Annotated in this window: 12 protein-coding genes; 1 reads left to right on the plus strand and 11 read right to left on the minus strand. The window is 70.7% G+C overall.

Annotated elements, in window-relative coordinates:
- Positions 1-42: 42 nt before the first annotated feature.
- From rplS to proS, 7 genes are all read right to left on the minus strand, one after another.
- Positions 43-393: a 50S ribosomal protein L19 gene (gene rplS / locus SPRI_RS11050; RefSeq protein WP_005311358.1), complete on the minus strand. Its 351-nt coding sequence runs from the start codon at positions 391-393 to the stop codon at positions 43-45.
- Between the two features lie 126 nt (positions 394-519).
- Entirely contained in the window at positions 520-1341 is an 822-nt protein-coding gene (gene trmD, locus SPRI_RS11055; protein ID WP_037773653.1) for a tRNA (guanosine(37)-N1)-methyltransferase TrmD, read from the minus strand.
- Positions 1341-1898, minus strand: a complete 558-nt coding sequence (rimM, locus tag SPRI_RS11060; RefSeq protein WP_037776249.1) for a ribosome maturation factor RimM — start codon at positions 1896-1898, stop codon at positions 1341-1343. The genes trmD and rimM overlap by 1 nt, the downstream gene beginning before the upstream one ends.
- A gap of 162 nt (positions 1899-2060) precedes the next feature.
- On the minus strand, positions 2061-2300 hold the full coding sequence (locus tag SPRI_RS11065) for an RNA-binding protein (RefSeq protein ID WP_005311361.1): 240 nt from the start codon (positions 2298-2300) through the stop codon (positions 2061-2063).
- A gap of 2 nt (positions 2301-2302) precedes the next feature.
- Positions 2303-2746 carry a 30S ribosomal protein S16 gene (gene rpsP, locus SPRI_RS11070; protein ID WP_005311362.1) on the minus strand — a complete coding sequence of 148 codons (444 nt, stop codon included), beginning with the start codon at positions 2744-2746 and terminating at the stop codon, positions 2303-2305.
- 251 nt (positions 2747-2997) lie between these two features.
- Complete coding sequence (locus SPRI_RS11075; protein WP_037773654.1) at positions 2998-3591, minus strand: hypothetical protein; 594 nt, start codon at positions 3589-3591, stop codon at positions 2998-3000.
- Between the two features lie 189 nt (positions 3592-3780).
- The gene (gene proS / locus SPRI_RS11080; protein ID WP_005311365.1) at positions 3781-5193 is read right to left on the minus strand and encodes a proline--tRNA ligase; all 1413 of its coding nucleotides are present in this window, start codon (positions 5191-5193) and stop codon (positions 3781-3783) included.
- 208 nt (positions 5194-5401) lie between these two features.
- Here proS and SPRI_RS11085 point away from each other — a divergent pair, with 208 nt between their 5' ends.
- Positions 5402-6202 carry a class I SAM-dependent methyltransferase gene (locus SPRI_RS11085; RefSeq protein WP_078535246.1) on the plus strand — a complete coding sequence of 267 codons (801 nt, stop codon included), beginning with the start codon at positions 5402-5404 and terminating at the stop codon, positions 6200-6202.
- Between the two features lie 78 nt (positions 6203-6280).
- Here the strand turns inward: SPRI_RS11085 and ffh are convergent, their stop codons facing one another.
- The 4 genes from ffh to SPRI_RS11105 form a co-directional block, all read right to left on the minus strand.
- On the minus strand, positions 6281-7834 hold the full coding sequence (gene ffh, locus SPRI_RS11090) for a signal recognition particle protein (RefSeq protein WP_005311369.1): 1554 nt from the start codon (positions 7832-7834) through the stop codon (positions 6281-6283).
- Between the two features lie 226 nt (positions 7835-8060).
- Positions 8061-10511 carry a [protein-PII] uridylyltransferase gene (locus SPRI_RS11095; protein ID WP_053556888.1) on the minus strand — a complete coding sequence of 817 codons (2451 nt, stop codon included), beginning with the start codon at positions 10509-10511 and terminating at the stop codon, positions 8061-8063.
- A 29-nt stretch (positions 10512-10540) separates the two neighbouring features.
- Positions 10541-10879 (minus strand): P-II family nitrogen regulator, encoded by a 339-nt coding sequence (locus SPRI_RS11100; RefSeq protein ID WP_005311372.1) that lies wholly within the window; start codon positions 10877-10879, stop codon positions 10541-10543.
- Positions 10876-12234, minus strand: a complete 1359-nt coding sequence (locus SPRI_RS11105; RefSeq protein ID WP_005311374.1) for an ammonium transporter — start codon at positions 12232-12234, stop codon at positions 10876-10878. The genes SPRI_RS11100 and SPRI_RS11105 overlap by 4 nt, the downstream gene beginning before the upstream one ends.
- Between the last annotated feature and the right edge of the window lie 300 nt (positions 12235-12534).

A 12534-nucleotide genomic window follows, 5' to 3' on the forward strand; every position in this document is an offset into this window, starting at 1 on the left:
GACCGGTTGAACCGAAGCGTCGTCGCGGCTGTGAGGCGAGGCTCAGTTGTCGCGCTTCTCCTTGATCTTCGCGGCCTTGCCGCGCAGCTCACGGAGGTAGTACAGCTTGGCGCGACGGACGTCACCGCGGGTGACGAGCTCGATCTTCTCGAAGATCGGGCTGTGCACCGGGAAGGTGCGCTCGACGCCGACGGAGAAGGAGACCTTGCGGACCGTGAAGGTCTCGCTCACGCCCGCGCCCTGGCGGCGGATGACGACGCCCTTGAACTGCTGGATACGGGAGCGGTTGCCCTCGATGACGCGAACGTGGACGTTGACGGTGTCACCCGGGCGGAAGGCCGGGAGGTCGCTGCGCAGCGAAGCCGAGTTGACGCTGTCGAGCAGGTGAGCCATGTTGGTCTGCTTCCTCGCCGATGCCACAGGTCATCAGCGGAATATCGAATGGAGATCCGGGGTGCCGGGTCGGGCGGGCGTCGTTCCCCCTGTGGCAGGGGCGCCGGCCGGACGTACAGCAGCGGCTTATTCTTCCACGGCCTGCGGCCTGCGCCAAAATCGGCCGCCGGGCTCAGGTGCCCAGCCGAGGACGGAGAGCGTCTCGCGGTCCTTCTTGTCGAAGGCCGCGGGGTCGCAACGCTCGATGAGGTCGGGCCTGTTGAGGGCCGTGCGGCACAGCGCCTGGTCCCGTCGCCAGCGTGCGATCTTCCCGTGGTGGCCGCTGACCAGCACGTCGGGAATGGCACGTCCGCGCCAGGTGGGGGGCTTGGTGTAGACGGGGCCCTCGAGCAGGTTCGCCATCGCGCCGGGCGCGAAGGAGTCGTCCCGGTGGGATTCGGCGTTGCCGAGGACACCGGGGAGCAGCCGGGCGACCGCCTCGGTGATCACCAGTACGGCGGCCTCACCGCCGGCCAGCACATAGTCGCCGATGGACACCTCGTGGACCGGCATCCGGGTCGCGTACTCGTCGATGACCCGGCGGTCGATGCCCTCGTAGCGGGCGGGGGTGAAGATCAGCCACGGCCGTTCGGAGAGCTCGACGGCGACCTCCTGCGTGAACTGCCGGCCGCTCGGGGTGGGCACCACGAGCACGGGGTCGTGGGCGCCCGCCTCGTAGCCGCTCGCCACGATGTCGTCGAGGGCGTCGCCCCAGGGCTCGGTCTTCATGACCATGCCCGGACCGCCGCCGTACGGGGTGTCGTCGACGGTGTTGTGCCGGTCGTACGTCCAGTCGCGCAGGTCGTGGACCTGGACCCCGAGCCGGCCGCGGGCGCGGGCCTTGCCGACCAGGGAGACGTTCAGCGGTTCGAGGTACTCGGGAAAGATCGTGACGACGTCGAGCCTCATCAGGACCCGTCCTCCGAGGCGTCACGCCCGGAGGCGACCTCGGCCTCGCTGCCGTCGATCAGTCCGCGCGGCGGGGTGATCACGGCCCGCTGCTCCTCGAGGTCGATCTCGGCGACGATCTCCTGGACGAACGGGATCATCACCTCGCTGCCGTCGGGCCGTTCGACGATGAACAGGTCCTGCGAGGGCAGGTGGCTGATCTCGGTGATCCGGCCGATCTCCGTGCCGTCCTCGAGCACCACGTCCAGATCCATCAGCTGGTGGTCGTAGTACTCGTCGGGCTCCTCGGGGAGCTCCTCCGGGTCCACCTCGGCGATCAGCAGCGTGTTGCGCAGGGCCTCCGCGGCGTTGCGGTCCTTCACGCCCTCGAAGCGCAGCAGCAGCCGGCCGCTGTGCACCCTGCCGGTCTCGATGGTCAGCGGTCCGGCGGTCGCCGGGTCCGTGGCCAGCACGGCTCCCGGTCCGAGCCGCAGTTCCGGTTCGTCCGTGCGCACCTCGACGGTGACCTCGCCCTTGATGCCGTGGGCCCGGCCGATCCGTCCGACTACCAGCTGCACGCTCACCCCTCTGTGCGGCCGGACCCCACGCTTTCGCGGTGGTGGTCGGTTGCCGCCGTGGTTCCTCGGTTACTCAATTATCGGTTTGCCGGCTCCGGCAGCGACACGACAAGGGCCGGGAAGAGCCGGAGCCCTCCCCGGCCCGAGCCGGTGTTCAACTGTTCAGCGGACCTGGTCCACGTCGACGAGGTCGACGCGGATGCCACGGCCGCCGATGGCGCCCACGACGGTGCGCAGTGCGCGCGCGGTGCGGCCGTTGCGGCCGATCACCTTACCGAGGTCGTCGGGGTGGACCCGGACCTCGAGCACGCGCCCGCGACGCAGGTTGCGGGAAGCCACCTGCACATCGTCAGGGTTGTCGACGATGCCCTTCACGAGGTGCTCGAGAGCCTCCTCGAGCATCCTCAGGCCTCGGTGGACTCGGCGGGCGCGGCCTCGGCCTCGTCCGCCTTCTTGTCGGCCTTCTTCGCCTTCGGGGTGATGGCCTCACCCTTGGCGTCGTCACCCTCGATGGCCTTGGCGAAGGCGTCGAAGGAGGCGCGCTTGTCTTCCTTCGTCGCCGGGGCCAGCAGCGGCTTCTCCGGGGCCGGCAGACCCTTGACCTTCTGCCAGTCGCCGGTGAGCTTCAGGATGGCCAGAACCGGCTCGGTCGGCTGGGCGCCGACGGACAGCCAGTACTGGGCACGCTCGGAGTCGACCTCGATGCGCGACGGGTTGTACGTCGGGTGGTACAGCCCGATCTCCTCGATGGCCCGGCCGTCACGGCGGGTACGGGAGTCGGCGACGACGATGCGGTAGTGGGGCTGGCGAATCTTGCCGAGACGCTTCAGCTTGATCTTGACTGCCACGGGAGTGGTGTCTCCTGGTCTTGACGTGGTTGGGCACAACGAGATGCCACGTGGGGTTGCGGTACTCGGGTGCCCGATGGACGCGTCAGCCGGAGGCGAGAGGGTTCCTGTGCGGCTGTCGAGTACAGCTAGCCATTGTGCCACATGCCGGCGACGGCTTTTCACCCGCCCGGGCATCCCGGCGGGCCCGTCGGCGCACGGCCCGCCGGCCGACGAGCTCGTCGGCTGCCTGCCCCCGAGGGCGCGGACGATCAGCTCGCCGCGCCCACTGCCTCCGGGATACGGAAGGGCTTTCCGCACCCGCCGCAGACGATCGGCGCCTGGGCGAGGACAGACGGGACGACTCTGACGTTGCGGCCGCAGTCGCAGACGGCCTTGACCCGCACGCCGCCGCCCGAGGAACCGTGCCGTGCGGCGGGTCCGCGGAAGGTGCGCTTGGTGTCCGATGCCGTCGCGACGGTGTGCGCCTTGAGGGCGCGCTGCAGCCGTTCGATCGTGGGACGGTACCGCCGCTTGGCCTCGGGATTGAGCGCGACCAGCGAGAAGCCGCTGCTGGGGTGCGGCTCGTCCACATGGTCGAGGCCCATCTCCTCGGCAATGGCCAGGAAGCGGCGGTTGTGGTAGCGGCCGGCGCGCGAGGTGTCCCGGACACCTCGCGCGGCGGCGATGCCGTGGACTGCTTCGTGGAGCAGTCGCTCGAAGGAGAGCTCGGCGCCGCAGGCGGACGAGGACTCTCCGATCAGGGATTCGGGCGCGGCAAGATCCGGCAGCTCGGGGTGGTGCCGCTGAATGTCGGCCCACGCCTGTGCCAGCTCTGCGGCGAGAACAGGTGGTGTCGTGCTCACGTCGTGATAACGAGCCGGACGGCCCGCGGGTTCCATTCCGGGCCATCCCAAATAATTTGCACGTACCAGTCAGTTGCCGTCAGTTGCCGTTGATACGTCCCGACGAGGGCGGGTGCGTCGATCTGCGGAGGATATTCACAGCTCCCACCAAGGTGGTACGTAGCGACGCGCGCCCGGCGGGCCGGGCCCTCAGTAGGCCCGGGCCACGATCGCGACAGTACCGGGCGCGTCGTCCGACTCGGGCACCGACCCGTCCTCGGCCACGAGGCAGCGCACGGAGACCGCCTGTTCCGCCAGCGCGGTCTCGCCCTCCTCGCCCAGCGTCGCCCACGGAATGCGGGCCCATCCGCCGGCGGCCGCCGCTTCCGCGGCCTCCTCGATGGTGCTGACGTCGGACGTGCGCGCCTCGCGGCGGGCCCGGGACTGCTCGAGCAGCAGCGCCTGGTCGTCCTCGAGGATCTTCGGCAGCAGCGCGGCGAGCGAGTCGAGGCTCACCGGCTCCTTGCCCCCGGGGATGCGGCGGGCGAGCATCGCGGTGCCCGCCTCCAGGTCCCGCGGACCGATCTCGATCCGCACCGGCACGCCCTTGAGCTCCCAGTCGACCGCACGGCGGCCGAAGGGGGTGTCCACGCGGTCGTCGACATGGACCCGCAGGCCGGCCGCCGTCAGCAGCCGGCCGACCTCGTGCACCTTGGCGACAGCCTCGTCGCCCTTGATGGCCATGACGACGACCTGGACGGCCGCGAGCCGCGGCGGGACGCGCAGGCCGTTGTCGTCGCCGTGGGACATGATCAGCCCGCCCACCATGCGGGTCGACACACCCCACGACGTCTGCCAGACCAGTTCCTGCTGACCGTCCTTCGACAGGTACGAGGTGTTGAACGCCTTGGCGAAGTTGGTGCCGAGCTCATGACTCGTGCCCATCTGGAGGGCCTTGCCGTCACCCATCATCCCTTCCAGGGTGAGGGTGTTGATGGCCCCGGCGAACCGCTCCCTGGGCGTCTTGCGGCCGAGCACCACGTCGATGCCGAGGACGTTGACCATGAAGTCGGCGTAGACGTCGCGGTGGATGCGGGCGGCGTAGTCCCTGGCGTCCTCGTAGGTGGCGTGGGCGGTGTGGCCCTCCTGCCAGAGGAATTCGGTCGTCCGCAGGAAGACCCGCGGGCGCAGCTCCCAACGGACCACGTTGGCCCACTGGTTGATCAGCAGCGGCAGGTCCCGGTAGCTCTGCACCCACTTGGAGAAGTAGTCGTTGATGATCGTCTCGGACGTGGGGCGCACCACGACCGGCTCCTCGAGCTCCTTGCCGCCGCCGTGCGTGACCACCGCGAGTTCGGGCGCGAAGCCCTCGACGTGCTCAGCCTCGCGAGTCAGGTAAGACTGGGGGATGAAGAGCGGGAAGTAGGCGTTCTGAGCGCCCGCGGCCTTGATGCGGGCGTCCATCTCCTGCTGCATCCGCTCCCACAGGCCGTAGCCGTACGGTCGGATGACCATGGTGCCGCGCACCGGGCCGTTGTCCGCCAGTTCGGCCTTGTTGATCAGGTCCTGGTACCAGCGCGGGAAGTCTTCCGACCGGGGCGTGAGAACGGGTGCCTTTGCCATGGCGGGCATCGTACGGCGACACGGGACCTACATGTGAATCGGCCAGGTTGCCCGGGGTCCACGCCTCGTGGCGCAAGCAGTGCCGCGCAACCCCTGGACGCGGGGACGCCCGCGCAGTTCTCTGGCATACGGGGAAGCGTGGATCGTACGCACACGGGGGCTGACCTTCAGGGCATTACCGACCTCTCGGCGGATTGGGGCGCTTTCGATGACACCTACGCTCGTCCGGCACCGACCCCACAAGGCGTCGGCGACCTCTGCGGAAGCCGGCACACGTGCCCGCGACTGGGCCGAGATCCAGGAACGCATGCTCGTGCCGCTCTACGAAGCGGTCTACGAACGCCTCGAGGTGGGCACCGGTACACGGCTGCTGGCCCTGGGTTGCGGCTCCGGCCTCGCCCTGCTGATCGCCAGGGCTCGCGGTGCCACAGTGACGGGCGTCGACACCGACAGTGACCGCCTCGGCCTCGCCCGGGAACGGATGGACGGCAGTCCGACGGCCCGGCTGGTGGACGGCGGACCGGGCGAAGCGGGTCCCGTCCACCCCGGTTACAACCTGATCACCGCTTTTCAGCCGATCGGATGCGGCACGGGGGACGCGGAGGACCTGGAACTGGCGCTGAAGGACGCGGTCGGTCTCGCGGAGCGAAGGTCCCTCGTCGTGCTCACCGGCTGGGGTCCGCCGGAGCGGTGCGCCACGTCCGGGGTGCTGAGGGTGGCCGGGGAACGCCGCCGTCCCGCCCACCGCGACGCCCTGGAGGACATCGCCGCACGCGCGGGCCTGAACCCGGACGGCTCGGGCCGGGTGGCCTGCCCCTTCGGCTACGCGGACGTGGACAGCGCGGTGCGGGGCCTGATGTCGACCGGCCTCTATGACGCCGCCGTGCGCGAGAGGGACCATGCGCAGGTCGAAAAGGAGATCGCGGAGGCGCTTCACGACCACCGGCGGCCGGACGGGACGGTCTGGATGCCCAACGTGTTCCGCTACCTGATCGCCCGGACGCCCTGATGCCCTGACACCCGGACGACGAAGGGCCCGCGACCGTGTCGGTCGCGGGCCCTTCGGCTGTCCCTGTGGGGCGGTGGATCAGCCCATGAACTTCTTGAACTCGTCGGGCAGCTCGAAGTCCTTGCCCGGCTCGCCGGCCGGCAGTCCGAAGGCGCCGCCCTGCGCCGCCGCCTGCTCGCGCCGCTCCGCGGCCGCCTGCTCCTCGGCCTTGCGCTTCATCGGGTTGCCGCTCTTGCGCTTGCCCTTGGCCTGCTTCTGCTGCTTCTTCTGGCGGCCGGGGCCGCCACCCATGCCGGGGATCCCCGGCATACCGGGCATGCCGCCGCCCTGAGCCATCCGCGACATCATCTTGCGCGCCTCGAAGAACCGCTCCACCAGGCCCTTGACCGCGCTGACCTCGACGCCGGAACCCTTGGCGATACGTGCGCGGCGGGAGCCGTTGATGATCGTCGGGTCCTGGCGCTCACCCGGAGTCATCGACTTGATGATCGCGGCCGTACGGTCCACGTCACGCTCGTCGATGTTGTTGATCTGGTCCTTCATCTGCGCCATACCGGGCAGCATGCCGAGCAGCTTGCTGATGCTGCCCATCTTCCGGACCTGTTCCATCTGGGCCAGGAAGTCGTCGAGCGTGAACTCCTTGCCCTTGCTGCTCGCCAGCTTGGAGGCCATCTTGGCGGCCTCTTCCTGGCTGAAGGTCTGCTCGGCCTTCTCGATCAGCGAGAGCATGTCGCCCATACCGAGGATGCGGGACGCCATGCGGTCCGGGTGGAACGCGTCGAAGTCGTCCAGCTTCTCGCCATTGGAGGCGAACATGATCTGCTTGCCGGTGACGTGCGCGACGGAGAGCGCGGCACCGCCTCGGGCGTCACCGTCCAGCTTCGACAGGACCACGCCGTCGAAGCCGACGCCGTCGCGGAAGGCCTCCGCGGTGTTGACGGCGTCCTGACCGATCATGGCGTCGACGACGAAGAGGATCTCGTCGGGGCTGACGGCGTCGCGGATGTCCGCGGCCTGCTGCATCAGCTCCTGGTCGATACCGAGACGGCCGGCGGTGTCGACGATGACGATGTCGTGGACCTTGGTCCGCGCGTACTCGATGGAGTCCTTCGCGACCTGGACGGGGTCACCGACGCCGTTGCCGGGCTCGGGCGCGTAGACGGCGACACCGGCCCGCTCCGCGACGACCGAGAGCTGGTTGACGGCGTTGGGGCGCTGGAGGTCACAGGCGACGAGCAGGGGCGAGTGGCCCTGGCTCTTGAGCCAGAGACCGAGCTTGCCCGCGAGGGTGGTCTTACCGGCACCCTGGAGACCGGCGAGCATGATCACGGTCGGCGGGGTCTTGGCGAACCTCAGACGGCGGGTCTCGCCACCGAGGATGCCGATGAGCTCCTCGTTGACGATCTTGATGACCTGCTGGCTCGGGTTCAGGGCCTTGGAGACCTCGGATCCCAGGGAGCGGGCCTTGACCTGCTTGATGAACTCCCGGACGACCGGGAGCGCCACGTCGGCCTCGAGCAGGGCGATACGGATTTCCCGGGCCGCGCCGTCGATGTCAGCCTCGGACAGGCGTCCCTTGCCCCTGAGGTTCTTGAAAGTCGCGCTGAGGCGGTCGGAAAGCGTATCGAACACGGTGGTCGCGATTCCTCGGGTCGGGGCCTGGTGGTCGCCCCAAGGGTATCGGGCGTCGGAACATCCATGCCCCCGCCCGCCGTAACGGGCCGGCGGAGGCCGTTCCCCGCGGCGGCGGGGAGCGGGTCACGGCTCGGAGGATCCCCGTGGGCTCCTTTGGGCCGTTCCTTGCCGGGGCGGGGAGCACGCCCAGGTCAACGAGCGGCCGAGCCGCCCGTCACCCCCCTCACCGCAGCGCCTCCTCGACGCTCTTCGCCAGGGCCGCCGCCTCCGCGTCGCCGAGCGGAGAGCCCGCCTCGTCCGTCACGTACAGCGTGTCCACGGCGTTCGCGCCGAGCGTCGAGACGTGTGCGCTGCGCACCCTGACGGCGGCTCCCTCCAGGGCCCGCCCGATCCTGTGCAACAGGCCCGGGGCGTCATGGGCGCGGACCTCGATGACCGTGGCCAGGCGGGAGCCGGCCGCGGCCACCGTCACTCGCGGCGGGGGCGCCTTGACGCCCCGCCGCCGGGGATAGGCGGCCTCGCGCTCCGCGAGGCGGCCGCGGATGTCCAGTGAGCCGTCCAGGGCGCGCACGAGGTCGGCGCGGAGCCGGGACGCCTGCGGCAGGGAGCCGTACTCGGCGGCGACCCGCCAGTTCAGGACCAGGACGGCCCCGTCCCCCACCTCGCTGGGCAGCTCGATCGCCCTGAGGTCGGCGGCACGGACGGTGAGCCGGTGCAGTGCGAGGACTCCCGCGACCGCGGGCAGCACGCCCGGCTGGTCGGGCAGGGCGATGAGCAGTTCGACGCCGACGGGTTCCGGCCCGCCGTCCTCGGCCGGGGCCTCCGGCTGGGCGTGCAGGGCGAGCACGGGTTCGCCGGTGCGCAGGGCCTCGATCGCGAGGCGCTCCTGTTCGGCGCTGGGGGCCGCCTGGTCCGGCTCGGCAGGAGTGTCGCCCGCGAGGACCGCGGCCACCCGCCCGACCAGGTCGGCCACGAGGGAACCGCGCCAGGAGGACCAGGCGGCCGGGCCGGTGGCGAGGGCGTCCGCCTCGGTGAGCGCGTGCAGCAGTTCCAGGGTTCCGGGCGAACCGACGACGGAGGCGACGGAGGCGACCGTCGCGGGATCGTCGAGGTCGCGCCGGGTCGCTGTCTCGATGAGCAGCAGGTGGTGGCGGACGAGGGTGGCGATGACGCCGACGTCGGCGCGGTCGAAGCCGATCCGGGCGGCCACGTCACGGGCGATGGTCTCGCCGGCGACCGAGTGGTCGCCGGGCCAGCCCTTGCCGATGTCGTGCAGCAGCGCGGCGACGAGCAGCAGGTCCGGGCGGCCGACGTGCCGGGTCAGCTCGGAGGCCTTGACCGCCGTCTCGACGAGGTGCCGGTCGACGGTCCAGGTGTGCACGGCGTTGCGCTGGGGCCGGCACCGCACGCGCTCCCAGTCGGGGACGAGCCGGGTGATCAGCCCTTCGGCCTCGAGGGCCTCCCAGACGGGGACGGTCGGCTCCCCCGCGCCGAGCAGCGTGACCAGTTCCTCGCGGGCCTCCGCGGGCCAGGGCACGGGCAGCGGGCCGGCGGTCATGGCCTGGCCGAGACGGCGGACCGCGTGGCGGGAGATCGGCAGGCCCGACTGGGCCGCGGCGGCCGCGGCACGGAGCGGGAGGACCGGGTCGCGCTCCGGCCGGGCGGTGCGGGCGAGGACCACTTCGCCGTCGAGTTCGACGACGCCCTCGGCGAGCGGGGTGCGCTCCGGCTGCGGGGGCCGCCCGCCCAGCATCGCCCGGAGCCTCGGCCGTACGGCACGGGAGCGCAGCACGCGGCCGACCTCCCGCCAGGTGACGTCGGTGGCGTACGAGACGGTCCGCGCGGCCTCGTACACCTGGCGCAGCAGGGCGTCGGCGTCGAGGAGGCCGAGCTCAGCCGCGACCTGGTCCTGTTCCTGGAGGGCGAGCCGGTCGGTGGCCCGTCCGGTGGTGAGGTGCAGCGCGTCGCGGACGTCGAGGAGGACACGGCGCGCTTCCGCCAGCCCTTCACGGGGGGCGTCGGCGAGCCATGAGGCGGCCACCGCGCGCAGTGCGGTGACGTCGCGCAGTCCGCCTCTGGCCTCCTTCAGATCGGGCTCGAGGAGGTACTGGAGCTCGCCCTGCCGGGCGGCACGTTCACGGCAGAGTTCGTCCAGCTCGGGCAGCCGCCGCGGCGCCTGGTTGCGCCAGTCGGCGAGCACGGCGGTACGCAGCGACGCGACCAGCCCGAGGTCACCCGCGACGGGCCGGGCGTCGAGCAGCCCCAGCTGCACCTTGAGGTCCTCGCCCGCGGTCCTGCGGGCCTCCGCGGGCGTGCGGACGGAGTGGTCGAGGGCGAGGCCGAGGTCCCAGACCGGGTACCAGATCCGGTCGGCGATCGCGGCGACGGCGGACGGGGAGGCGCTGCCGTCGTGGAGCAGCAGGAGGTCGAGGTCGCTGCGGGGGGAGAGTTCGCCGCGGCCGTAGCCGCCGACGGCGACCAGGGCCGCGCCCCGGACGCCCTGTTCCAGCGCCGCGGCGGCGAAGAGGGCGGACAGCCATTCGTCGGTCAGCTTCGCCAGGGCCGCACGGCGCGGCGGCCCGGACCGCTCCTTCTCGGTGAGAAGGAGCAGCCGGGCCGCCGCATAGCCGCTGGGTCCCGCGTCTTCCGCTTCGTTGGTCACGTCCAGGCTCACCCAGCAGCTCCCTTTGTCCGTGTTCGCTCTTACAGGGCGTCGGGGCCGCGCTCGCCGGTGCGGACCCGGACCGCCGTGTCGACCGGGACGCTCCAGACCTTGCCGTCGCCGATCTTTCCGGTGCGGGCGGCCTTGACGATCACGTCCACGAGCTGTTCGGCGTCGTCGTCCTCGACCAGCACCTCGATGCGGATCTTGGGGACGAGGTCGACGGTGTACTCCGCGCCGCGGTAGACCTCGGTGTGGCCCCGCTGCCGGCCGTAGCCGCTGGCCTCCGTGACCGTGAGGCCCTGGACGCCGAAGGCCTGGAGGGCCTCCTTGATCTCGTCCAGCCGGTGCGGCTTCACGACTGCGGTGATGAGCTTCATGCGTCCACCTTCTTGTTCTGTCCTGCGCCTGCCACGGCGTCCACGGCGGGGGGTACGGCCTTGCGGGAGCCGGTTCCGCCGCCGGCGCCACTGAAGTCGTACGCGGTCTCGGCGTGCTCGACCTGGTCGATACCGGAGACCTCGACGTCCTCGTCCACGCGCATCCCGATCGTCTTGTCGAGGATGAAGGCAAGGATCGCGGAGACGACGAGGGAGTAGGCGAGCACCGCGAAGACGCCGATGGCCTGCTTGCCGAGCTGCTCCAGGCCGCCGCCGTAGAAGAGGCCCTTGACATCGGACTGGACGCCGCCGGTGGCGAAGAGGCCGACCAGCAGGGATCCGATGACACCGCCGACGAGGTGGACGCCGACGACGTCCAGGGAGTCGTCGTAGCCGAACTTGAACTTCAGGCCGACGGCCATGGCGCAGAGCAGACCGGCGATGGCGCCGACGGCGATCGCGCCGAGCGGGGAGACCGCGCCGCCGGACGGGGTGATGGCGACGAGACCGGCGACCGCGCCGGACGCGGCGCCGAGGGTGGTGAAGGCGCCGTGGCGGATCTTCTCGTACGCGAGCCAGGCGAGCATGGCGGCGGCGGTGGCGACCTGGGTGTTGACGAACATCACCGCGCCGACGCCGTCGTCGTTGCCGAGCCACGATCCGGCGTTGAAGCCGAACCATCCGAACCACAGGAGACCGGCGCCGAGCATGACCAGCGGGAGGCTGTGCGGGCGCATCGGGTCCTTCTTGAAGCCGACGCGCTTGCCGATGACGAGGATCACGCCGAGGGCCGCGGCACCGGCGTTGATGTGGACCGCCGTGCCGCCGGCGAAGTCGATGACGCCCATCTCGAAGAGCCAGCCGCCCGCACCCCAGACCCAGTGTGCGACCGGGAAGTAGACGACCGTGGCCCACAGGGTGATGAACAGGGCCCAGGCGGTGAACTTGACGCGGTCCGCGAGGGCACCGCTGATCAGGGCCGGTGTGATGATCGCGAACATCAGCTGGAAGACGGCGAAGACGTACACCGGGATGGTGTAGCCGTCCCACAGCTCGGTGATGCCGATGCCGCTGAGGCCGACGTAGTCGGAGCTCCAGCCGATGATCGAACCGGAGTCGGTGCCGAAGGCGAGGCTGAAGCCGTACAGCACCCAGAGGATGGTGACGATCCCGAGGCTGATGAAGCTCATCATCAGCATGTTCAGGGTGCTCTTGACCCGGACCATGCCTCCGTAGAAGAAGGCCAGTCCCGGGGTCATGAGCATCACCAGGGCGGAACAGATGAGCATGAACCCTGTGTTGGCGGCAGACAGCTCAGGGGCGTCTGCGGCAAGGGTCGAGATGCCTGGGGGCATCGGCGTCTCCTCGTCGTCGTGCGGCCGCGTGCGGGCGGAACCAGTGCGGTTGAGGGGCGGGCCGGACAGCCCCTTTGCGCCATGAGGTTGGCGCAGCGCCGTTTCCGCAGATGCCGCTCGATGTTTCGCGGCCGTGACGAAGAGGTCCGGCGTGTTACGCCGTCATGAACAGGCTGATCGCCCGCGGTCACCGAGAGTATCCTCTGCGCACATCGGAAACCGGCCGCGACACTCACCCGGATGACTTGGCACGGGGGGAGCCGAGTCGGGCAGTTCGGGGTGGGTGTCGCGGCCGGGGTC

It is taken from the genome of Streptomyces pristinaespiralis (genome assembly GCF_001278075.1).
Classification (GTDB): Bacteria; Actinomycetota; Actinomycetes; order Streptomycetales; family Streptomycetaceae; genus Streptomyces; species Streptomyces pristinaespiralis.